The sequence below is a fragment of the Streptomyces sp. NBC_00989 genome (assembly GCF_045162655.1).
Classification (GTDB): domain Bacteria; phylum Actinomycetota; class Actinomycetes; order Streptomycetales; family Streptomycetaceae; genus Streptomyces.
Window position 1 is genome coordinate 6,241,018 of sequence record NZ_CP108728.1, and the last position, 21,579, is coordinate 6,262,596.

Below are 21,579 nucleotides of genomic sequence, written 5' to 3' on the forward strand. Positions count from 1 at the left end.
TGTGGAAGCAAAACTTCCACCAACTTGGAGAAGTTGGCAGCCAACTCTGCTTAAGTTGTTCCCGATTGGCACCTACTCACACCTACTTACAATCAGGTTCCAAACAACTCCCCTTAGATGGGGCAGAGTTATACCGTTTGGTCGTGACCCAGGAGAACGTGGCAGTGAACGGCAGCAGAAGCTTCTCGCCCCAGGAGATCGCCGACGCCCTACGCGACCGCATCCGCACCGGCGACCTCAAGGCAGGAGACCGCCTGCCCACCCAGGCCGACCTGGCGGAGGAGTTCGGGGTCGAACGAGGCGCCGTACGCCAGGCACTACGCCTCCTCCAGGAGGCGGGCCTCCTGACGAACGTGAGCAAGGGGAGCCCACCGCGGATCGCGGAGCTGAACCCTGTGCCGGGTGAGCCCCAGCCGACCATGGTGGCCCTGGCACCACGCCTGTCCGAGGCGTTCGCGGAGCCACACGTACGGCTTGACGCGGCCTGTCTGACGGCCGAGAACCTGATGCTGGCTGTGGGGGAGTCGGTCCGGCTGATCCACGAGGGCCGTGTCCGCCCGACGTCGGTCGACGTCCGTGTGCTGCTTCCCTCCAGGAAGATCGCCCTGGCCTTCCCGGTGTCGGTGGAGGACCACGGCGACGATGATCCGGTCCACCAGCGCTGGTTGACGATGCGCAACGCCCAGGCGCAGGTTCTCCAGCACAATCTCCTGGCCCTGCGGGCCACGCACGGCATCGACGTTCATGTCACCTTCCGTGCACTGCCGTTCACCCCGCCGATCAAGCTGTATCTGCTCAACGGGGAAGAGGCGCTGCTCGGTTACTACGTCCTCGACGAGCGAGAGGAGGAGTACAACAGTCAGACCCTGGAGATGTACGACACCCTCGGCTCCCACTCCGTCCTCTTCTCCTTCCTGCGGCAGGCCGGTCAACGGGACGCCGCGTTCGTGGAGCAATCGCAGAAGTGGTTCAACGCCCTCTGGGAAACCATCACTACGGACCTGACACTCTCCTAGTGACTCCTGATACGGCGCAGACTGAACCGGTGACAGCAGAGACCGAGAAAGAGACAGAGCGAGAGACCGAGAACCTGCGGGAACTGATCACGCGTGCACATGTGGTGCTCTGGGACTTCGATGGGCCGATCTGCCGGCTCTTCGCGGGACACAAGGCGGAGCGGGTGGCCGCCGAAGTGGTGAAGTGGCTGGCGGGCCGCGGCCTCCACAACCTGCTCACGGACGAGGAACGGAAGACCCTGGACCCGCAAGTGGTACTGCGAGCCGTGGACCGCCGGCATCCCGGCAGCGACTTGGTGGCGGAGCTGGAGGAGCGTCTCACCCAGGAGGAGATGAGAGCCGCCGCCTCCGCGATGCCCACCGCCTACGCCGACCCCCTGATCCGCACCTGGGCCGCGGTGGGATCCCGACTGGCGATCGCCACGAACAACTCCCCCCGGGCGGCCCGCGCATACCTGGCGAGCCGCGGTCTCCTCACCTGCTTCGCCCCGCACATCTACGGCCGCACCCAGAACCTCCACCGCCTCAAGCCCGACCCGCACTGCCTCAACCGGGCTCTGAGTGCCATGGGGGCCGCACCGGCCGCCGCTCTGATGATCGGCGACTCCCCCTCGGACTTCGACGCCGCGAGTGAGGCCGGGGTCCCGTTCCTCGGCTACGCGCGTAACGAACGCAAGGCGAAGCTGTTGAGGGAGGTCGGAGCGGAGCACGTTGTGGGCTCTTTGGAGCCCCTGCTGCTGATGCTCCGGCGATAGGCGGGTCGATGCGATTCCGTGTTCGCCTGACCGGAGTTGGTTTGCCGACCGGCGGGGTGCGGTAGCTACGGCGCGGGACGGGGACGGGGACGGACGAAGGCAACGGCAAGGAGTTCCGCCGGGTCGCGGAGGAGCTCCGGGTCCGGATGGCGGACGGGGTGTATCCGCTGGACTCCTGCCCGCCGACGCGGTCGGCGCTCGCGGCGGAGTTCGGGGTCTCCCGGAACACCGTTCAGCGGGTCATCAAGGAGCTGTGCAACGAAGGCTGGATCGAGTCCCGGCAGGGCACGGGTTCACGCGTCATCAAGAACCAGCGCATACAGTCCTGGTCGCCCAGGGCCAGCCGGTCACGCCACGCACTGACGCTCAGGCGGAGCGGATCCGCGCCAAGGACATCGCCCCTCAGCGCATCGCCCTGCGCGTGCTGCTGCCGACGGAGTCGATGACCCTGCCGTATCCGCGGGCCAAGGACGACAAGGACGATCCGCGTCTGCAGGACCGCCTGCACCGCATCACCAAGCGGCACACGGAGTCGTTGTGCGATGTGCTGGTGGCTCTGCGGGCCGAAAACCTGGTGCTGTCAGTCGAGTTGGAGATCCGGCACACGCCGCTGACGCCGACCTTCAAGCTGTACGTGCTCAACGGTGCCGAGGTATTGCACGGCGCCTACACGGTCATCGAGCGCGCGGTGGTCCTGGACAACGGAGACAAGATCACGGCGCTCGACGTCCTGGGTTTAGGCGCCACCCTCACCCACCACGTGAAAGACGGCGACCCGGCCTCGCCGGGGTCCGTCTTCGTGGAGGCCATGAAGACCTGGTTCGAGTCCGTCTGGACGCGGCTCAGCGAGTAGCTCTCCTAGGCCTGAGTCATCAGCAGAACGAAGATCACGGCTCCGGCGGACAGGCAGACCGTGTTGCGTTCCTTGAAGCCGACTCCGAGAAGGAACAGGCACAGGATGCCGAGCGCGCCGTAGCGCGTCTGGAGCAGTTGTTCGAGACCCAAGGCGCAGATGGAGCCCAGCAGTTGAAAGAAGATCACGACTCCCCCAAACCATCGCTTCCCGAGAAGCGATCAACTACCCGTCCAATTGGACTGGTTGACGTAATTAGGTTGTTCCCTGGCCTGCTGATCCCTTAACCGGCAGTCAAGTTGGCGGGGTGATTTGACTGGAAGTGGTTTGCTCGGAGGCGATGAGAGGTACGGTCGCGGTGTGAGTGACGGCACCCTGGGCGATGGCGGCGGCAGAGAGTTCGAGCGCGTCGCGGGTGAGCTGCGGGCGCGGATGAACGACGGCACCTACCCCAAGGGTTCGTTCCTGCCTCCGCAGCGTGAACTGGCCGAGGAGTTCGGGGTCTCTCGTGACACCGTGCAGAGGGTTCTCAGGGAGCTGAGGAGCGAGAGCTGGATCGAAACACGCCAGGGAAGCGGTTCCAGGGTCCTCAAGGGCCAGCAGGTCCAGTCCCCGACGAGCAGCGGGATCGTCGCGCTCCGCCCACTCATCGATCGCGCCTTCGAGCAGCCTGAAGTGACCCTGGACGTCTTCACGTTGACGTCTGAGTCCCTGGAAGGGCACATCCGCATGCAGGCGGAGCGGATACGGGCCAAGGGGATCGCCCCGCAGCGCATCGCCCTGCGCATGATGCTGCCCGCCGATTCACTTGAACTCCCTTACTGGCGTACCGGGCAGCCGGCTCAGGACAAGCGTCTGAAAGCGCGGTTTCTGAACATCGCAAGGTGGTACACCGAGTCTCTGCGCACCACGCTGAGAGATCTGCAGACGACGGAGCTCGTGCCCTCCGTGGATCTCCAGATCCGCCGGAGCCGACTGGTGCCGCAGGTCAAGCTCTATCTGCTGAACGGGGCAGAGGCGGTGTTCGGCCCGTACAAGGTGTATAAGCGGTCCATTGAAATGGAGGACGGTGAAGTGATCGAGGGCGTTCTCGATGTCGAGGGCTTGGGAGCGGGTCTCACTCACCACGTTAAAGACGCCGAAATCAACTCGCAGGGAACGGTGTTCGTGACGGACATGCAGGAGTGGTTCGACTCCGCATGGGAAAACCTCACCGACTAGCCCGAATCTTCTCGGCGGCCGCGATGACCGAAAGATGCGTGGAGACCACGGCGTCCGCGCCGCCCTCTTCCATTTCCCTGGCCCGCGTTTCTTTTCGGGTGTATCCGATGAACCAGGTGCCGGCCGAACGAGCCGCTTTCAGATCCGTGATCTGATCGCCGATCAGGATGCACGAGGAAGCGGGAAGACCGAGGTGTTCGAGGGCTCGGTCCACGCAATGGGGATCGGGTTTCATGCGGCGGGCATCAGACGGGTCGCGGCCGAATACGCCCTCGAACTTCCCCTGGAAATCGGGTTGTTCGAGATATCTGCGGATCGGGCCCTCGGCGTTGTTGCTCACGATCACCATGGGCATGCCGAGTTCGTGCAGCAGATCCACGAGAGTGACGACGTGCGGGGTGCGTACGGCGGTCCGGAGCGCGTCGGTCTCCTGCTCGGTGACGATCGTCTCCGCCAGCTCCAGCGGCTCCGGCGAGAACTTCTTCGCGGCCGGCTGTTCGTACATGTCCCTGAGGCGGCGGAGGATGTCGTGCGAGTCGTTGCAGGACTCGACATCCGGATCCAACCGGCCCTGGTCCCCCGGATCGCGCCAGCCCCAGTACGGCCGTGCCGCCTCCTTGACCTGCTCCGCGACCTCGTCCGTGGGTACACCGCGGAAGAGGTCGCAGACGGGTCCGTCGAAGTCGAACAGCACGGCACGGGTCTTGGTGAGCAGGCGCAGCAACACGTCCTGGTCGTCGGGCGCGTCGGCCACGTCGGTCATGGGGCTCCTAGTCGTCGCGACAGTCTGTCCCGGAGGGGGCCGCGTTCTCCACTGTTCCCATGTTCCAACGACCGGGATCCGGCCCGGGCACGTACTCCCAAGTCCGTCGTCGCGTCGAGTGAACGTACGTACCGTCGTCCGCGGCGGTTCAATGGGCGGGTTCTCCACCGGTGCTCGAAGCCGGTGGAGTAACGTGCCCCATCCCTTACCTCATCGGCTCCACCGGAACGGGCTGAACGCAACGAATGACATCCCAACTCTCCGGCGTTCGGCGGCGAGCCGACGAACTGGGCGGCGTGAACGGCGTGGTCAGAGGCCCTCTCAAGGGCTACCACCATGAGACCTATGTGCTGTTCATGCCTGGCGAGACGCGCATTGTGAAGTTCCGGGAGCCGCGCGAGGCGATCCTGTGGTTCGACCGCAGATGCTTCCGCTCCGAGGAGGATCTGCTGCGCGCGCTGCAGGGGAAGCTCGGTCGCATCCCCGCCATTCACGATGTCGAGGGCATGGCGCTGCAGGGGTTCATCGAGGGTCGGACCCTCAAGGCGCGTCCCTGGGGCGACCGGAGAATTCCTGAGGCGGTCCTCGACCAGATCGTCGATCTGTTCCAGGAGATGGCACGGATCACGCCGGGCATACTCGATGTGGAGCGGCGCTGTCAGCCCGAGGACAGGGCCGAGGACGGCGACTGCGACGGCTTCCTGGAACGTCTGATCTTCTTCGTCGAAAAGCAGGTCTACGAGAAGAACCACCCGGGTTTCGGGAGGCTCTTCGAAGACCTCGGTATCGGCGGTGAGGTGTTCGTCCAGCTGAGAAAGAACGTTTCCGGACTGAGGGAACGTGACTTCTGCCTTCTGCACGCCGATCTGCACCGGGAGAACCTCGTCCTCGACCTGTTCGGCCAACTCTGGGCCATCGACTGGGAGTTGGCGATGTTGGGGGATCCGCTCTACGACTTGGCCACCAACCTCCACCTGATGTCCTATCCGGCGGACCAGGAACGCCGTATCGTCGAGGAATGGGCCAGAGTTGTCCACCGGGTGCGGCCCCGCAGTGCACAGGGCTGGGAGCAGGACCTGGAACGCCTTCTCGGCTTCAAGAAGGCGCAGTCGGTATTCACCGATGTCATTCGGCTGTCGCTCTCCCTGCGTGACGGACCGAGAATCAACTGGGTCAGGCTTCCGTCGGTGGTCGGGAAACTGCAGGCCATTCTGACCGCTGCCGCAGGCCCGTTGGGGCTGGCCGAGGTTCCGAGCAGATCCCGGATCGCGGCGGCGCTCGTCCGCTAACATCAGAAGTCCGCGAGTCTGTGTCCGCGTATTGAGACCGCGAAGATCCTTCCTGAATCGTGCCTCTCCATCTGCTTCTATGTCTGTCCTGCTTCGTCAGCGGTACGAGCACACTCGGAGTATCCAGTGGGCATACCTCGTGATCCCCGCCGCCCTGACCTGGAGGCGTTCAAGACGAGCGCCGTGAATTTCGGACGGGCCGTGAGCGGCCACCACAACCAGAACTACGTGCTGGCGGTGACAGACGGTGTGGCGCAGTTGGTGGGCCGCCCGGTCGGCACGTCCGTGACCGTGCGGATACCGCGTACCGATGCTCTGCCGGTGGTGATCCGGACCTGGAAGAACGAGGCGGAGATCCTCCGGGCCATCAAGGACGTGCTGCCCCATGTGCCCGAGTGTCTGATCGAAGGGGACGGTTTCGCCGTCCACAGCTATGTGGACGGCGTACCGCTCTCCAGTGTCTGTGGGAACGGGAAGCCGGTCGACGCGCTGCTCAGGAAGGCGCTGGTGGGTCTCCTGGCCCAGATGGCCCGGGTCCGCAGTGGCGCGTTGCCGCCCAGGCCGTCGCTCTGGCCTGGCAACCACACGGACAGCCAGGGCTTTCTGCGCACGCTGTCCTTGATGGCGGACAGCCAGATTCGCAAGCCCAACTGGCCCCATTTCGGTGGCCTGTTCGCGGCCCTCGGTATTGCCGAGGACGCCCTGATCCGGCTGGCCGAACGGGTACCCGCCATGGCGCGGCGGCCGTACAGCCTGCTCCACGCGGACCTGCACCGAGACAATCTGATCATGTCGTACGCCGGTGATCCGCCGCTCATCTGCGTCGACTGGGAGCTGGCGACCTACGGCGACCCGCTGCACGATCTCGCGACCCACCTTGTCCGGATGCACTACCCGTCGTACCAGTGGGACGAGGTGGTCGACGCCTGGGCGCACGCCATGCACGCCGTCCAGCCCATGGCTGTCAGGGGTGTGGCGAAGGATCTACGGCACTACGTCGCCTTCGAGCGGGCGCAGTCGGTCTACCCGGACGTCATGCGGGCAGCGAAGTCCCTGGAGGAACTGTTCGACCAGAAGAGCCTGGACGTCGCGACGGCGGCGGTCCGACGGGCCTTGGAGGCGGGCGCGGAGCCGCTGAGGCTCAGTCATGTCCCGGGCGAGCGCGAGATCGAGCGGATCCTGTTCCGCTGGCAGGTGTCCGCAGTGGCCCGCGGGACCGCACGGCCGCCCGGTACGGCCGACAGAACGGCGATCGCCTGGAAACCGGACCCGCGCGTCCCGGAGCACGCCGACTTCCCCTACACCGCCGTCAGGGACGCCTTGTTCCTGGAAGGCGCGGCCCCCGCCGGCCGGGTGTTCAAAGGCACCGCGCATCTCAATACCGCGGTCCGCGTACCAGGTATCGAATTCCCCGTCGTGGTGCGGCGCAACGTGGGGAACGTCCACCGACGAGAGCGCTGCTTCCTCAGCGAGCACGCTGTGCTGCAGCTCATCGAGCGGTCGCACGCGGCGGTAGCGGTACCGAGGGTCCTGGCACAGGGTGAGAGCCACTCCGAATGCGCCGTCGACATCCGGACGTACTCCAAGGACCTGTTCGCCATCCATACCTACGAGGGGCCGGCCGACCCCCGTCAGCAGCCCAGCCACCCGGTGTACGGGCTGCTGCCCCACGAGGCGGACGGGCTCGTCGACCAACTCCGCGCCTTGACCGAGGTGGACTATCTGGCGGTCGATCCGGTCGCCGACGGTGGTGGGTTCTTCTGCTGGCTGACCGAGCAACTTGTCGATCTGGTAGGGAGCTTGCCGAAGGAGTCGCAGCAACTGGCCCGGTTCGTGGGCCTACCCGACGCTCTACGACTTCAGGAGATCCTCTCCCGGTACACGGTGAGCAGCCGGGCTTCTGCCCTGCTCCACGGGAACCTCAACCCGTGGAACCTGATACGTCGTGACGACGGTCTGGCGCTGACGATCATCGACTGGGACATGGCTGTGGTCGGTGACCCGCTCTACGACCTGGTCCGGCACATGCACCTCACGCCGACCCGGCAGGAGATCCGTGAACGGATGTTCCGTCGCTGGGACCGTCACCTGCCCGCCGCCTACACCAGAGACTGGCAAAAGGACTGGTGTGTCTATCGGTGGATCGAGATCGTGCGGTCCGCGTACGTGGATCTCGATCGTCTCGTCACAGGAGGAAGCCTGGACGCTCCCAACGTCCGCCGCGCCGTGGACTCTTACGCGATGACCCTGGCGGCGGCCACCGGTTCCCTCGGCCTGACCGTCCGCCGAGGAGCCAACCCCTATCTCGCCCGCGCATTGGCGTAGGGAGACGATGACTCCACCGGCGGCGCGCTGCCCAGCCTGCTCGGCTAGGGAGCCGCGTCGAAGAGCGGGATCAACTCCTCTTCCTCGTACGTCAGATGCGCCTCCAGCTCTGTCGTCAGCCGTTCCACCTCGGCGCCGATCGTCGTCGGGTCCGTGTTCGACGTGAGCGTCTCGCGCAGTTCCTCCACCAGCGCTGCGATCCGTTCGTGTTCTTCGCGGAGGCGGGTCAGGGCCGGGGCGGCGCCGGGGTGGCGTTCGGCGATGAGGGGGAAGAGGGCGGTGTCCTCGCCGGTGTGGTGGTTGTGGAGGCCTTGGCAGAACGTCAGGCAGTTGACGCGGAGTTGGGCGCCCAGGGTTGTTGTGCCGGTGGCCAACTCGCTGCGGATCAAGGACAGTTCGCGGCGGAACGCGTCGTGGACCACCTTGATGGCCTCGCCGAAGGACGTCGCGTTGATGTTTCCCGGGCCGCCCTGCGCCACGCTGTGGAGGGCTACGACCGGGATGATCCGGTCGGTCTTCTCCTGGTACGCCGCCCAGCCCGGGTCCGCCTCCACGGCTCGGGCGAAGAGCTGGTCGCGTTCCGCGCCGGTGAGGACCACGGCTCGGGCCTCGTAGGTGAACACGCCGCTCTCGACGGTGACTTGGGGGTGGGCGACGAGGTTGTGGAACCAGTCCGGGTGCCGGGCGGAGCCGGCCGCCGAGGCGATGACGAGGACTCTGTCGCCGCCGTCGGGGAGGTAGCCGACGGGGGTGGTGTGCGGGGTGCCGGTGCGGGCGCCGGTGGTGGTGAGGAGGAGCAGGCGGGCGCCCTCGAAGTAGCCGCCCACGCGGCCCCGGTTGGCGCGGAACTCGTCGATGATCTGCTGGTTGAAGTTGTTGGGCATGCGGTGGTGATCTCTTCTCTCTGTCGCTGCGCGGTGATGACTCGAATTGACTTCGACTTCGACGCAGTGACAGACGGCGGGCCTCTGGCCCGCCTCGGCCTCATTCAGAGGCCGGGTACCCGACTCGTTCACGGCACAGGGCCGACCCGGCAGTCATGAGGGGGACGATAGCGTCCGTCGTATGACTGATGCCATCGAATTCGAGGACATCCCTACGACCACCCTCGCCGATCTGCTCGGCCACGAGCAGGTGTTGGACCTCGGCATCCGGGCGTTGTGGGGTCCGGTGACGCGGCTCGCGGGGCCGGCCTTCACCGTGCGGTGCCCTCCTGGCGACAACCTCATGCTGCATGCGGCGATCTACCGTGCCGAGCCCGATTCGGTCGTCGTCGTGGAGTCGGGTGACGTGGAGTACGCGCTCGCCGGGGGGAATGTGTGTGCCGTGGCGCAGCAGCGGGGGATCGCCGGGTTCGTCGTCGACGGGGTGATCCGGGACATCGGGGAGGTGCGGGCGTCCGGGTTCCCCGTGTTCGGGCGGGGGGTCGTGCCGATCCCGGGGGTCAAGAAGGCCGTACTGCCGTTGAACGGGCGGGTGCGGTGCGGGGGAGTCGCCGTCGACGCCGGGGATGTCGTGGTGGCCGACGAGGACGGGGTGGTGGTCGTGCCGGGTGCGCGGCGGGCCGAGGTGCTCGCGGGGGCGTTGGCGCGGTTGGCCCAGGAAGGTGCCGAGAGCCTTGACGAGTGGGAGGCCGCGCATCGGGCGCGGGTCGACGGGATTCTGCGTGCGGGCGGGTTCGAGGAGTGACGTGCGTGGGTGGATCCGAGGGGTGACGTGCGTGGCGTAGGAGCGGAATGTGTCCGATCCTGTTGCCGATGCTTCTCTTCCTCGATGTCGACGGGACGCTGCTGCCCTTCGGTGCGTCACGGCCGTACCCGGTGTACGAGCCCGGCTTCGCGCCGCCGACGGCCGCCGCACCTCCCCTGCTGACCCGGATCGACCCCGCGCTCGGGTCGCGGCTCGCCGCGCTGCGGTGCGAACTGGTGTGGGCGACGACCTGGATGGACGACGCGAACGTGTGCGTCGCACCCTGGCTCGGGTTGCCCCAACTCCCCCTGGTGGACTGGCTCGACCCGGCCGAGGGAAGCGAGAGTACGACCGGCGGCCGTCTGCACTGGAAGACCCGGTCGCTCGTCGCCTGGGCCGCCGGGCGCCCTTTCGTCTGGGTGGACGACGAGATCCGGGACGCCGACCGCGACTGGGTGGACGCCCACCATCCCGAACGGGCGCTGCTGCGGCGCGTCGACCATCGGTACGGGATCACGGAGGCCGACTTCGACGCCATGGAGGCGTGGTTGGCGGTCAACCGGTAGGAGGGGGTGGGGGGTTGGAGGCAGGCTTGGAAGGGGCTTGGAGGGGGGCTCGTCGGCGTTCTTCAGAACGGGGGCTCTTCCGTTGCCAGTTGGAGCAGCCACTTCGCACTCTCCGTCGCGCCCGCCGCCCGCGTCTCCTCGGACGCGCCGGGGAAGTGCCGGCCCCAGGAGACCGCGCGGCCGATGACGCCCAGCCGTCCCGCCAGGGTCAGTGCGCGGTCAAGTTCCTTGCTGGTACGGCCGTTTCCGGTCCAGGGTTCCAGGTAGGCGTCCCGTAGGCGGGGCAGCGACTCGGGGCCGTAGCGCTCGGTGACGCGTCCGGCGGGGACCAGGAAACTGCAGAACGGGTGCGAGACGGCCGCGTCGCCCCAGTCGAAGAAGGTGAAGCGGCCGGGCTCCGGGTTGAACAGCTGGCCGTCGTGCAGGTCGGCGTGGTCGAGCGAGTCGGGGATGCCCAAGTCGGCCAGTTCTTCGCACCAGTTGAGCAGGCGCGGCCGTAGGGCATGCAGGCTCGCGGGGTCGACCGCCGTGACGGACCGGATGAACTCCACTGTCTCGTCGAAGACTTGGGGGAGTGCCGTCGTTCGGGCGCTGGGGACGCCGAGTTGTTCGAGGTCCTTGGTGTACGGGACGAGGGCGCGCTGCATCGTGGCGTACTGGCGCAGCGGTTCTTCCCAGGCCCGGGGGTCGGCGGGGGCGCGGTCGAGGACCTGCCGGAAGAGGTCGCCGCCGTCGGGGAGCAGGGACCAGCCGCGGTCGGCGTCGACGGAGAGGGGGTGCAGGACGTACTCCGGGACCCAGCGGGCGAGTGCGGCGGTGAGCGGCGCCTCGAAGGCGCTGGCGGGGGGATTGGCCTTCAGCCATACGGCGGCCGTGGTGGACTCGGGGGCGGTGGCCTCGGCGCCTTCGACCGGGATGCGGACCAGGACGGACCACGGGCGGAGGCGTACGCTCCGGCGGGCTGTCGCGCTCTCGCGCAGGCCCCTCGCCGCGAGTTCGCGGCCTGCCCAGCCGAGGGCCTCCGCCCGCCAAGTCGCCTGGTCCCAGGGTGTCTTGGCGTTCTCGTACTGGCCCCGGTCCGTGATCACCGTTGTGTCGTCGTGCATCGCGTCATTCCAGCAGCGGGGCCGCCCGGGTTCCATCGATTTCCGCGCGGTAGCGTGCCGATCATGGCGGACTGGGAGCTACGGCCCGCGTCGGCGGCCGACGTCGAGGCGATCGCCGAGCTGCGCGCCGTCGTACTGCGCGGTGATCTGGAACGGCTCGGGCGCTACGACGCGCGGCGCGTGCGGCAGCGGCTGCGGGACGGGTTCGAGCCGGGGTGCACCTGGGTGATCGAGGTGGGCGGGGCGTTCGCGGGGTGCGTGGCGCTACGGCCGGACGCGGACGCCCACTGCCACTGGCTGGAGCATTTCTATGTGGGCGCGCAACACCAGGGGCGCGGGATCGGTTCCGGGGTGCTGGCGGAGCTGCTGGAGCGGTGCGACCGTGACGGCGTCCGTGTCGTACGGCTGAACGTGTTGCGGGGGAGTCCGGCTCGGCGGCTGTACGAGCGGTACGGGTTCGTCGTCGAGGCCGAGGATCCGGTGGACGTGTTCATGGTGCGGAGGGAGCGGGAGACGGCCGCCTGAGCCGCGTCTTCGGCATCCGGCCCGGCCTGACATTCGCGGGGGCTGTGTCGTCGTACGGGTATGAACACAACAATCCGGTACGTCAGCCTCGGTCTGCTGGCCGTGGTCAGCCTGTACACAGGGCTGTGGGCCTATTTCTCGCCGACGGGGTGGTACGCGAACTTCCCCGGGCTCGGACTGAGCTGGCTGCCCCAGCTGGGCCCCTACAACGAGCACCTCGCCAAGGACGCGGGGGCGATGTTCCTCGCGCTGGCCTGTCTGACGGTCGTCGCGCTGCGACAGGTGCGGAACACCAGGCTGGTGCAGACGACGGGTGCGGTGTGGCTGGTCTTCAACGTGCTGCACTTCAGCTATCACGTGCAGCACCTCGACATGTACGGGACGCGTGACCAGGTGCTGAACGTGGTGTTCCTGGCCGTGCTCGTACTGCTGGCGGCGGTGCTGCTGGTGCCGGTGCCGGAGCGTTCCGGGCGGCGGGGTGACAACCGATGAAGGCGAGGGCCGGCAAGCGGGTGGCGGTGGCGGGCGGTACCGGGCTGGTCGGGCGGTACGTGGTCGAGGAACTGGTCGCCGCCGGGCGGGAACCGGTGGTGCTGAGCCGGTCGCGGGGCGTCGACCTCGTCGCGGGCGGCGCGGGGCTCGATGCCGCCCTGGACGGGGTGGACGTGGTCGTCGACGTGAGCAACGTGACGACCATGAGCGCGCGGAAGTCGGTCGCGTTCTTCGACGCCGTCGGGCGCAATCTGCTCGACGCGGGGGAGCGGGCAGGCGTACGGCATCACGTGGCGCTGTCGATCGTCGGCATCGACCGGGTCGGCCTCGGCTACTACCGGGGCAAGCTCCGCCAGGAGGACGTGGTGAGGGGCGGGCCGGTGCCGTGGACGGTGCTGCGCGCGACGCAGTTCCACGAGTTCGCGGAGCAGACCCTCGAACGGGTGCCGAAGCCGTTCGCGGTGGTACCGCGGATGCGGACCCAGCCGATCGCCGCGCGCGAGGTCGCCCAGCACCTGGTGAAGCTCGCGACGGGGCCCGCTCAAGGCATGGCCCCGGATCTCGCCGGGCCGCGCGTCGAGCAACTCGTCGACATGGTGCGGCGGTTGCTGCGGGTTCGGGGGGAGCGGCGGGTGGTGGTGCCGGTGCGGATGCCGGGTGCGGTGGGGGCGGCCATGACGGGGGACGGGCAGTTGCCGGTCGGGGGTGGGGCGCGGGGTCGGCAGACGTTCGAGGAGTGGCTCGCGCGTGATGTGACGCGGGGCGGCCGGCCGTCGGTACGGGGAGGATGATCGCCGCTGTGTCCACTTCGCCCGGATCGTCGCAGGATCCCACCCTCGGTTCCCTCATGGCCGAGCGTCGCCGGCTGCTCAACCTCGGCTACCGGATGCTCGGTTCGGTGCAGGATGCCGAGGACGTCGTACAGGAGACGTACGCCCGTTGGTACGCGCTGTCCGAGGAGGGGCAGCGGGCGGTCGACGCGCCGATGGCCTGGCTGACCCGGGTCGCCTCGCGGATCTGCCTGGACCAGTTGGGGTCGGCGCGGGCCCGGCGGGAGCGGTACACCGGTGAGTGGCTGCCGGAGCCGGTGCGGCATGGAGCCGGGTGGGCCAGTACGGGGGCTACGGGCGCCGACGATCCCGCCGACCGGATCACCCTCGACGAGTCGGTCAGCATGGGGATGCTGGTGCTGCTCGACTCGATCACTCCCGCGGAGCGCGTCGCGTTCGTCCTCCACGACGTCTTCGGCCTGCCGTTCACCGAGATCGCCGAGACGGTGGGCCGTACGCCCGCCGCCTGCCGCCAACTCGCCTCCTCCGCCCGCCGACGCCTGGCCCACCGCCCGCCCCGCAGCGGTACGGCGGAGGAACACGGCCGCGTCGTCTCCGCGTTCCGCGAGGCCTGCGAGACCGGGGACCTGGAGGCGCTGGTCGCGCTGCTCGACCCGGCCGTCGAGTCGCGCAGCGACGGGGGTGGCAAGGTGCGGGCGGCCCTACGTCCCGTCATCGGCCGGGACAAGGTGGCTCGCCTCTTCCTCGGGCTCATGCGGCGGGAACCCGACGTGGAACTTGTAGAGGAGGACGTCAACGGGACGCCTGGGGTGGCGGTGCGGATCGGTGGGACTACGTTCGCCGTGCTCGCCGTGGGGGTGGGGGACGGGTTGATCACCGATTTGTGGCTGGTGGTCAACCCGGACAAGTTGCGGGCTTGGAATGGGTACGGCGACGGCGAGGCGTAGGGAGTGGGGGTGGGGGCGGGTGGGAGAGGAAGTCATTGATCCGTGCGTTGTCGGGAGAGACAGTGCCGGTGTGGACATCGATTCCTTCTGGGAGCTCGTCGAGGAGTGCCGGCGGCAGACGCGGGGCCGGGACGAACGGCTCACGTGGTTGCGCGACGAACTGTCGCGCAGGCCGCTGACCGAGATCGTGCGGTTCCAGGTGTGTCTGGACGAGGTGACGTACGAGGCGTCCACCCGGGAACTGTGGGCGGCGGCCGACCGGATCTTCGGTGGCCGGTGCTCGGACGACGGGTTCTGCTACTTCGGGCTGTGGATGGTGGGGCTGGGCCGGGACGTCTTCTCCCGGTCGGTGACCGATCCCGACGCCTTGGCCGACGCCCCGGAGGTGCGCGGACTGGCCGTCCGCCCGCGGGAGTTGTGGGACGACGACTGGCCCGAGTGGGAGCCGCTCGACTACGTCGCCATGGAGGCGTACGAGATCACGACCGGCGTCGACGATGACGGCGACGCGTTCTATGACGCCGTCGAGGCGGAACAGAGCGAGGGGAACGGCAGTTCAGGGCTGCTCGGTGGACGGCGGGACGTGCGGAGCGAGGGCGAGGCGGCACGCGGGCTGCCGAGACTGGGCGTGCTGTTTCCTCCGAGGCCGCTCACGTCCGGCGCCGTGCCGGACGAGATCGGCGCCACGTGACGGTGCGGCGCCCCCACTCGAGGTGTCTGCTCGGCCGGGAACTGTCCGGTCTCGGACAAGTCCGGGTGAACGGCCTTCTTGGTCAGACGTGGAGTTCGGGCGGAAAGCCGGTCCAGCGCAGTTCTTCGGGGAGGTGCCGCATGTCGTTGTAGAACAGGACGGAGGACGGCCTGCCGGGTGCGTAACGGATGGCTGTCAGGGCCGCGTTGCCGTGGTTGAGGCCCATCCAGCGCCACTCGGGTGCGTCGAGGGCGGCTCGGATCAGCCAGCCGATGAGGAAGTTGTGGGTGACGACCAGTTCGTGGCGGGGGCGATCGCCGTCGACCGGGCCCGTGAACTCCGCGAGCGCTTCCCGGGCCAGTGCCGGACCGCGGTCGCGCTCCTCTTCCGGGACCTGGGCGAGGAAGCCGAGCATGGCTTCGGCCGAATCCGGCGGCAGTTCCTCCTTCGCGGGCAGGTGGGGGACGTAGTCGCCGGCCGGTTCCGACGGGTGCAGGGGTACGGCGTCGAGCTGTGCGCTGATCAGCTGGGCCGTCTGCCGCGCCCGAGGCAGCGGCCCGTGGTGTATCGCCGAGAGCGGGGCGCTCCGGAGCCGTTCACCGAGCAGAACGGCTTGGCGCCGGCCGCGTTCCGTCAGGGTCGTCTCGTCCGCCGACGCTTCACCGTGCCGAGCGAGGTAGAGGTATCGAGCGGCTGTGTGTGTCATGGTCCGGGCTCCGTCGTCATCCGTGATCTTGGTTTGTTCGTCAGGGATGGACGCTGAGTTCGCTGCGCGTAGTTCCGGCGCGGTTGTTGTGGCTGGCGCGGCTGCCCTGCTGTCACCGGTGGTCGGCAGCGCCCGGCCAGGATTCCTGGCATCGACGGTGAGTTGCCGTCATCCGATGCCTGACGCCTTGGTGAACCGGGTCACCAGGGAGACGAACCGGCCGGAGTCCTGGACGAGCATCGCGTGGCCGGCGTCAGGGAACATGACCAGCTTGGCGTGCTTGGCCCGCTGAGCGATGATGCTCGCGTTTTCGGGCGGGGTGATCTTGTCGAGGGAGCCGTTGGTGATCAGCATCGGGATGGTGCTGCCGGGCAGCTTGTCCCAGGTGCCCTCGAAGGACTCGTACGCCTGCCCGGCCTGGTATTGACGCAGCAGCGTCTCGTCGCCGACCTTCTCCGGCGGGATCAGGCCGAGCTGCTCGATGTACGCGGTCCGCGCGGCGGTGGCGTCGGCGGGGAAGAGCAGGTCCATCATCTGCGGCCCCGTGGTCCTGGGGCTGTTGAGCTCCTTGGCCACGGCGGGCGCCGTGTTGACGGCCTCGCTGCCGCCGAGGTCGCCGCCGGTGCTCACGAGCGCGCTGATCGCACCCGGGTGGAGCGCGGCGACGGTCAGGCCGATCTCGCCGCCCATCGACCAGCCGAGCAGTGCGGGGTGGCGTAGACCCAGCGCCTTGATCAGACCGACGGTGTCGTCGGCCATGAGCGGAATGGTGTCGGGGACCGAGGTGTCGTCGGTCGTGTAGCCGACGCCGCGGTTGTCGAAGACCGTGACGTGGTAGTGCCGGCCGAGCCGGCTCAGCAGGTCGACCGTCCAGTCGCTCATGGTGCCGGTGTCGCCCATGACCATGACGAGGTCGGGGCCGGAGCCGAACTGGCGGTAGCCGATCTTGATGCCGTCGACCGGGATCCGGCGCACGGGCCCGAGGAACGCGCCCGGCCCGCTCGGGGCGGAGTCCGGGAGGACGGTCGACGCCGCCGTGGTGGCGGTCATCGCCGTGGCCCGCGTGCTCGGCCTGCTGCTCGAAGCGCCGGTCGCGTGCCCGCCGCCGGACGAACAGGCGACCGCTCCGAGGGCCACCGTGGCGACGGCCACGGCCAGCCGGGGCAGGGTGCGGGCACGCGGTGTGCGGTGCGATGTGGACATGAGGGACCTCCGTGCTGATCGTGTGCGGGTGGGGGGTTGAGCAGGATGAGATGAGCTGGGGGGCCGGTGCGCGGGTCGAGCGCCGTGCCGCGGGCTTTTCCGTGGGCTGTTCCGCGGCTCAGGCGTAGGCGCCCGGGCGGTGGGCCGGCTTGTTCGCGTCGCGGCCGGCCCGTGCCTGGAGCAGCTGGCCGCGGATGACGATCGTGCCCAGGCGGACGACGACCTCGCCGACCGCCATCAGGAGCAGAGCGACGACCCAGGCCTGGGCGCTGGTGATGGTGTGCGCGGCGGAGAAGCTGGTCAGGTGCGCGGCGCCGGAGGCATGCGTGGACCACACCGCGAAGCCCAGGCGGAAGCCCATGCTGATGATCCAGAGTGCGGCCGCGCTGCGCGATGCCTTGATCAGCACGTGCCCGTCGGCGTGCCGGACGCGGGTGAGCAGACCGCCGGCGAGGCCGAGGAGGACCCCGGTGGTCGCGAAGATCACGGCCAGCGGCACGTCGTTGCCGGCGGTCGGGATGTCGGTCAGGTAGTTGCTTGCGGCCCAGGCGATCATGCCGAGCGGGAGCAGGATGGTGCGGGTGGTCAGCCGCTCCTCGCGCAGCTGGCGGAGAACGATGAGCAGGAGCGCGATGTCGATGAACCAGTCGGTCGTTGTCATGGGTAAGAGCATTCGCCGACGCGCCCCGAACTCCTTCAACCCAGGGGTGTAACCCGGGTTGAGGTCCGCGCCGCTACCGCTCGGTGTTGTCGACCAGGCCGAAGCGCCAGGCCCAGGCGATCAGCGCGCCGCGATCCTCCAGCGCCAGCTTGGCCAGGACGTGGTTGAGGTGCGTTTTCACCGTCGCCAGGCTGACGACCATCTCGCGCGCCACCTGCCGGTTGTTCAGCCCCTTCGCCAGGAGGCGTACGACGTCGACCTCCCGCCTGGTCAGCCCCTCGGCCTCGGGAGGAAGCGTCGCCGGCGAGGACGCGGGCGCGGCGGCGGGCGCCTTGGGCTCCGTCACGACGAGCTGCACGAGCCGCCGCTGCACGGCCGGGTCGAGGACGGTCCGACCGGCCGCCACCTCCCGGACCGCGGCCAGCACCGCCTCGCCGGTCGCGTCCTTGGTCAGGTAGCCGAGTGCGCCGGCCCGCAGCGCGGGCATCACCGCGTCGTCGTCGGCGAACGTCGTCAGGATCAGCACCCGTGTCCCGATGCCCGCCGCCAGTATCCCGGCCGTCACCTGCGCGCCGTCGAGCCCGGGCATCCGCAGGTCGACGAGGGCGACGTCGGGCCGCTCCGCCACGGCGAGCCGCACCGCCTCGTTCCCGTCGCCGGCCTGCCCGACCACCTCGATGTCCGCCGCCGAGGTCAGCAGCAGCACCACCCCGTCCCGCACCACCGCCTGGTCGTCCGCGACCAGCACCCGAATCGTCACGCGTCCGCCTTCCCGTCTGCCGTCATGCCGCCTGCGTTGGTACGAGGTGCGGTGGTGCCGCCCGCTGCGGCACCATCCTCGGAAGCGGTGTCCGCCGCGCCGCCATCGTCTTCTACGACCGGCACACGGAGCGCGATCCGCCAGCCCGGTCCCTCGGGCGCGGGTCCGGCGGTCAACGAGCCGCCGACGGCCTCGATCCGCTCGGCCATGCCGCGCAGCCCCGTGCCGCTGCCCTGTACTCCCGACGGGCCGCGACCGGCCGGCAGCCCACGGTCCCGTACGACAGCGCGCATCTCGGAGCCCTCCCACACCAGGTCCACGTCGATGGCACTGCCGGTCGCGTACCGCGCCGCGTTCGTCATGGCCTCCTGCACCGCCCGGTACACCGCGTGCCCGGCCTCGGGTGTGAGCCGACCGGTCCGGCCGCTGACGCGCAGCCGCGCCTCGCCCGGAAAACCGCTGGTCAGGGCGTCGATATCGGCCACGCCCCGAAGCGGTACGGAACGCAGCGCACCCACCGCCGCGCGGGCCTCCTGCACTCCGTCCCGCGCGAGCTCGGCGGCGCGGTCCAGCGGCCCGGTCAGCGTCGCCGGAGCACCGTCACGCCGCGCGATCGCCCTGACCGCCTGCAACTGCATGGACAGTCCGGCGAGGCTGTGCGCGAGCACGTCGTGCATCTCGTGGGCGATCCGCCTCCGCTCCTCAAGGGCCGCCGCCTCCTGCCGGGATGCGCGGGACGCCTCCACTTCGGCCAGCAGCGCGACCGCGCGGTCCCGCTCGGCCTGGAGCGCGGCGTGCTCGATCGAACGGTCGGCGAGCAGCCACACGCCGACGGCCGACAGCAGGCCGGCCACGCTGCCGAAGATCACCATGACCGCGACGCCGAAGCCGACCGCCAGCAGCGCGACGCAGGCGTTGCGCACCGGCCCGGCCGGGACGCACATCGGCAGCACGGCGGCGGCGGCCAGCACGGGAACCTCGCCGAGCCCGGCGGGCACGAGAGCCATGATGGCGAAGCCGGTCCCGATGGTCAGCGCGACGCCGAACCAGGTCAGCGGCGTCGGCAGGGCCCGGCCACTGAGCACCATGCCCAGCTCCGCGCAGAGCCCGAGCACGGCGACGACGACCTTCAGCGCCGTCCCATCGGCCGCGATCACCGAGACCACCACGCAGGCGATCAGCGCGCCCGCGCCGATCACGTCACCACGCTCGAAGATCCGGCGGCCGCCGGGACCGGCCGGGGACCGGATCAGGCCGGGCCACATACTCACCATTCCCGCGCTCCGTTCGCCATCGGCCCGCTCCCGCCGTCCGCGCACTGCGCGTCCCACACGTGACCACGGCTACGTCGAGCACGACCGACGCGGGTGCACTGACGGCCGGCGGCGCACGGCGGCGAGCATATACGTGGCGTCGGCACGCGCCTCGCCGCGCTCGGCGACCGGCCTGGAACGTGGCGTGGCGCACTTTTGCAAGCAGATGCTTGCAATAGTTAGCGGGGGTGGTGCAAGGTGGAGCCATGGCAACGCTCAACGTCGGCAATCTCGGGGAGTATCTGCGTGAGCAGCGGCGCAACGCGCAGCTGTCTCTGCGGCAGCTCGCCGATGCCGCCGGGGTGTCGAATCCGTATCTGAGCCAGATCGAGCGCGGGCTGCGCAAGCCGAGCGCGGAGGTGTTGCAGCAGGTCGCCAAGGCGCTGCGGATCTCCGCCGAGACGCTGTACGTGCGAGCCGGCATCCTCGACGCCGAGCGGGACCGGGACGAGGTCGAGACGCGTGCCGTCATCCTCGCCGATCCCACGCTCACCGAACGGCAGAAGCAGGTGCTGCTTCAGATCTACGAGTCCTTCCGCAAGGAGAACGGGTTCGAGATCGCCGACGGGAGCGAGGGCATGGGCCCCGGTATGACCGACGGCAGCGACGCCGAACCGCCGGAGCGGACGGACGGTCGGGGCGACGGCGGCGACAGTGCCGCGCCGCACGAGACCGCCGACTGACCCGCGGACGTACACAACACAAAACCCTCAGCTGATAGCAACCGGGAGGACCATCACCATGGCCATCACCGATGACCTGCGCAAGACCCTGAGCGACCCCACCCCCCTCTACTTCGCCGCCGGCACCGCCGACCTCGCGCTCCAGCAGGCCAAGAAGGTTCCCGGCCTGGTCGAGCAGCTGCGTGCCGAGGCGCCGGCCCGGATCGACGCCGTGCGCGGCACCGACCCCAAGGCCGTGCAGGAGAAGGCCGCCGCCCGTGCCAAGGAGGCCGGTGCCAAGGCCAAGGAAGCCGGCGCCAAGGCCAAGGAGGCGCAGGAGACCTTCCAGACCAAGGTCAACGAGTTCATCACCAGCCTCGACGGCGACCTCAAGAAGCTCGGCAGCACGTTCGACGCCGACCTGAAGAAGTTCGGCGAGTCCGCCCAGGACTTCGCGCTGCGCGGTGTCGGCGTCGCCGCCGAGTACGCCGTCAAGGCCCGTGAGACGTACGAGAAGGTCGCCGAGCACGGCGAGCAGGCCGTGAAGACCTGGCGTGGCGAGGCCGCCGACGAGATCGAGGAGCTCGCCGTCGCCGTCGAGCCCGACCCTGCGCCGGTCGCGCCCGTGTCCGAGCCCGTCGTGGTGAAGACCGAGACCCCGGCCCCGGCCGCGCCGGCGAAGAAGCCCGCCCCGAAGCCCGTCGCGAAGAAGGCCCCGGCGGCCCGCAAGACCACCGCCAAGAAGACGACTCCGCCCGCCAAGTAGCACGCGGGTACGGATCAGGCAGGACGCGGATACGGATACAGAACGGGCCGGGCACCTTCGGGATGCCCGGCCCGTTCTACGGGTACGGTGGCCGCGTAGGTGTCGGGAGAGAGCGGGCGGTGGGCAAGCATGCTGATGTTGGGCTTCGCGGGGTTCCTGGGTCTCTTGAAGATCCTCCTCATGGGCCTGGCCGCCTTCGGGCTGGCCGACGCCGCGTTCCGGCGTGAGGACGCCTTCCGCGCCGCGGGCAAGCAGAACAAGGTCTTCTGGCTGATCATCCTGGGCATCACCCTCGTGGTGAGCTACCTGTTCTCGGTGCTGGCGATGCTGCCCATCGCGGGCGCGGTCGCGAGCATCGTCTACCTCGTGGACGTCCGGCCGGCGGTGAAGCAGATCTCGGGCGGCGGGGGCCGCCGAAGCGGCGGCTCCAGCAGCGACGGCCCGTACGGCCCGTACAACGGCGGACGTTGACACCGTCG

Annotated in this window: 25 protein-coding genes and 1 pseudogene; 17 read left to right on the forward strand and 9 right to left on the reverse strand. The window is 69.0% G+C overall.

The window, feature by feature from the left end; translation table 11 throughout:
- Positions 1–137 precede the first annotated feature (137 nt).
- The 4 genes and pseudogenes from OG714_RS27670 to OG714_RS27685 all read left to right on the forward strand — a co-directional run bounded on the left by OG714_RS27670 (position 138) and on the right by OG714_RS27685 (position 2,624).
- Positions 138–1,016 carry a GntR family transcriptional regulator gene (locus OG714_RS27670; protein ID WP_406124919.1) on the forward strand — a complete coding sequence of 293 codons (879 nt, stop codon included), beginning with the start codon at positions 138–140 and terminating at the stop codon, positions 1,014–1,016.
- Positions 965–1,771 (forward strand): HAD family hydrolase, encoded by an 807-nt coding sequence (locus tag OG714_RS27675; RefSeq protein ID WP_406124920.1) that lies wholly within the window; start codon positions 965–967, stop codon positions 1,769–1,771. Before OG714_RS27670 ends, OG714_RS27675 begins: the two co-directional genes overlap by 52 nt.
- Before the next feature lie 146 nt (positions 1,772–1,917).
- Positions 1,918–2,016: pseudogene (locus OG714_RS27680) on the forward strand (GntR family transcriptional regulator); the annotation flags it as partial.
- Between the two features lie 8 nt (positions 2,017–2,024).
- Entirely contained in the window at positions 2,025–2,624 is a 600-nt protein-coding gene (locus OG714_RS27685) for a hypothetical protein (protein ID WP_406132250.1), read from the forward strand.
- A 5-nt stretch (positions 2,625–2,629) separates the two neighbouring features.
- On the opposite strand, the gene OG714_RS27690 is transcribed toward OG714_RS27685, so the two are convergent.
- Entirely contained in the window at positions 2,630–2,812 is a 183-nt protein-coding gene (locus OG714_RS27690) for a hypothetical protein (protein WP_406124922.1), read from the reverse strand.
- Positions 2,813–2,984: 172 nt separating this feature from the next.
- On the opposite strand from OG714_RS27690, the gene OG714_RS27695 reads away from it, so the two are divergent.
- Positions 2,985–3,845: a GntR family transcriptional regulator gene (locus tag OG714_RS27695; protein ID WP_406124924.1), complete on the forward strand. Its 861-nt coding sequence runs from the start codon at positions 2,985–2,987 to the stop codon at positions 3,843–3,845.
- Here the strand turns inward: OG714_RS27695 and OG714_RS27700 are convergent.
- Positions 3,835–4,608 (reverse strand): HAD family hydrolase, encoded by a 774-nt coding sequence (locus OG714_RS27700; RefSeq protein ID WP_406124926.1) that lies wholly within the window; start codon positions 4,606–4,608, stop codon positions 3,835–3,837. The two genes, OG714_RS27695 and OG714_RS27700, sit on opposite strands and share 11 nt — an antisense overlap.
- A gap of 296 nt (positions 4,609–4,904) precedes the next feature.
- On the opposite strand from OG714_RS27700, the gene OG714_RS27705 reads away from it, so the two are divergent.
- Both OG714_RS27705 and OG714_RS27710 read left to right on the forward strand, forming a co-directional pair.
- Positions 4,905–5,897: a phosphotransferase family protein gene (locus OG714_RS27705; protein ID WP_406124928.1), complete on the forward strand. Its 993-nt coding sequence runs from the start codon at positions 4,905–4,907 to the stop codon at positions 5,895–5,897.
- Positions 5,898–6,029: 132 nt separating this feature from the next.
- A complete protein-coding gene (locus OG714_RS27710; RefSeq protein WP_406131978.1) occupies positions 6,030–8,222 on the forward strand; it encodes an aminoglycoside phosphotransferase family protein in 2,193 nt (730 codons plus the stop codon).
- Between the two features lie 44 nt (positions 8,223–8,266).
- On the opposite strand, the gene OG714_RS27715 is transcribed toward OG714_RS27710, so the two are convergent.
- Positions 8,267–9,106, reverse strand: a complete 840-nt coding sequence (locus tag OG714_RS27715) for a nitroreductase/quinone reductase family protein (RefSeq protein ID WP_406124929.1) — start codon at positions 9,104–9,106, stop codon at positions 8,267–8,269.
- Between the two features lie 181 nt (positions 9,107–9,287).
- Between OG714_RS27715 and OG714_RS27720 the strand changes: the two genes are divergently transcribed.
- Both OG714_RS27720 and OG714_RS27725 read left to right on the forward strand, forming a co-directional pair.
- Positions 9,288–9,911: an RraA family protein gene (locus OG714_RS27720; protein WP_406124931.1), complete on the forward strand. Its 624-nt coding sequence runs from the start codon at positions 9,288–9,290 to the stop codon at positions 9,909–9,911.
- Between the two features lie 68 nt (positions 9,912–9,979).
- A complete protein-coding gene (locus OG714_RS27725; protein ID WP_406124933.1) occupies positions 9,980–10,477 on the forward strand; it encodes an HAD domain-containing protein in 498 nt (165 codons plus the stop codon).
- A gap of 62 nt (positions 10,478–10,539) precedes the next feature.
- Here OG714_RS27725 and OG714_RS27730 read toward each other — a convergent pair whose 3' ends face one another.
- Entirely contained in the window at positions 10,540–11,583 is a 1,044-nt protein-coding gene (locus tag OG714_RS27730) for an aminoglycoside phosphotransferase family protein (RefSeq protein ID WP_406124935.1), read from the reverse strand.
- A 63-nt stretch (positions 11,584–11,646) separates the two neighbouring features.
- Here OG714_RS27730 and OG714_RS27735 point away from each other — a divergent pair, with 63 nt between their 5' ends.
- From OG714_RS27735 to OG714_RS27755, 5 genes are all read left to right on the forward strand, one after another.
- On the forward strand, positions 11,647–12,108 hold the full coding sequence (locus tag OG714_RS27735) for a GNAT family N-acetyltransferase (RefSeq protein WP_406124937.1): 462 nt from the start codon (positions 11,647–11,649) through the stop codon (positions 12,106–12,108).
- Between the two features lie 60 nt (positions 12,109–12,168).
- The gene (locus tag OG714_RS27740) at positions 12,169–12,600 is read left to right on the forward strand and encodes a hypothetical protein (RefSeq protein ID WP_406124939.1); all 432 of its coding nucleotides are present in this window, start codon (positions 12,169–12,171) and stop codon (positions 12,598–12,600) included.
- Positions 12,597–13,391 (forward strand): SDR family oxidoreductase, encoded by a 795-nt coding sequence (locus OG714_RS27745; RefSeq protein WP_406124940.1) that lies wholly within the window; start codon positions 12,597–12,599, stop codon positions 13,389–13,391. The genes OG714_RS27740 and OG714_RS27745 overlap by 4 nt, the downstream gene beginning before the upstream one ends.
- The gene (gene sigJ, locus OG714_RS27750) at positions 13,388–14,338 is read left to right on the forward strand and encodes an RNA polymerase sigma factor SigJ (RefSeq protein ID WP_406124942.1); all 951 of its coding nucleotides are present in this window, start codon (positions 13,388–13,390) and stop codon (positions 14,336–14,338) included. Before OG714_RS27745 ends, sigJ begins: the two co-directional genes overlap by 4 nt.
- A gap of 70 nt (positions 14,339–14,408) precedes the next feature.
- A complete protein-coding gene (locus OG714_RS27755) occupies positions 14,409–15,029 on the forward strand; it encodes a DUF4240 domain-containing protein (RefSeq protein WP_406124944.1) in 621 nt (206 codons plus the stop codon).
- A gap of 82 nt (positions 15,030–15,111) precedes the next feature.
- On the opposite strand, the gene OG714_RS27760 is transcribed toward OG714_RS27755, so the two are convergent.
- The 5 genes from OG714_RS27760 to OG714_RS27780 all read right to left on the reverse strand — a co-directional run bounded on the left by OG714_RS27760 (position 15,112) and on the right by OG714_RS27780 (position 19,633).
- Positions 15,112–15,735, reverse strand: a complete 624-nt coding sequence (locus OG714_RS27760; RefSeq protein WP_406124946.1) for a histidine phosphatase family protein — start codon at positions 15,733–15,735, stop codon at positions 15,112–15,114.
- Positions 15,736–15,903: 168 nt separating this feature from the next.
- A complete protein-coding gene (locus OG714_RS27765) occupies positions 15,904–16,938 on the reverse strand; it encodes an alpha/beta fold hydrolase (protein ID WP_406124948.1) in 1,035 nt (344 codons plus the stop codon).
- A gap of 118 nt (positions 16,939–17,056) precedes the next feature.
- Positions 17,057–17,599, reverse strand: coding sequence for a hypothetical protein (locus OG714_RS27770; protein ID WP_406124950.1), 543 nt, complete (start codon positions 17,597–17,599; stop codon positions 17,057–17,059).
- Positions 17,600–17,672: 73 nt separating this feature from the next.
- Positions 17,673–18,359, reverse strand: a complete 687-nt coding sequence (locus tag OG714_RS27775; RefSeq protein ID WP_406124952.1) for a response regulator — start codon at positions 18,357–18,359, stop codon at positions 17,673–17,675.
- On the reverse strand, positions 18,356–19,633 hold the full coding sequence (locus OG714_RS27780; RefSeq protein ID WP_406124954.1) for a sensor histidine kinase: 1,278 nt from the start codon (positions 19,631–19,633) through the stop codon (positions 18,356–18,358). The genes OG714_RS27775 and OG714_RS27780 overlap by 4 nt, the downstream gene beginning before the upstream one ends.
- A 245-nt stretch (positions 19,634–19,878) precedes the next feature.
- On the opposite strand from OG714_RS27780, the gene OG714_RS27785 reads away from it, so the two are divergent.
- From OG714_RS27785 to OG714_RS27795, 3 genes are all read left to right on the forward strand, one after another.
- Complete coding sequence (locus OG714_RS27785; protein ID WP_406124956.1) at positions 19,879–20,355, forward strand: helix-turn-helix domain-containing protein; 477 nt, start codon at positions 19,879–19,881, stop codon at positions 20,353–20,355.
- A gap of 58 nt (positions 20,356–20,413) precedes the next feature.
- Positions 20,414–21,100: a hypothetical protein gene (locus OG714_RS27790; protein ID WP_406124958.1), complete on the forward strand. Its 687-nt coding sequence runs from the start codon at positions 20,414–20,416 to the stop codon at positions 21,098–21,100.
- Positions 21,101–21,229: 129 nt separating this feature from the next.
- A complete protein-coding gene (locus OG714_RS27795) occupies positions 21,230–21,571 on the forward strand; it encodes a DUF2516 family protein (protein WP_406124960.1) in 342 nt (113 codons plus the stop codon).
- The last annotated feature ends 8 nt before the right edge of the window (positions 21,572–21,579 follow it).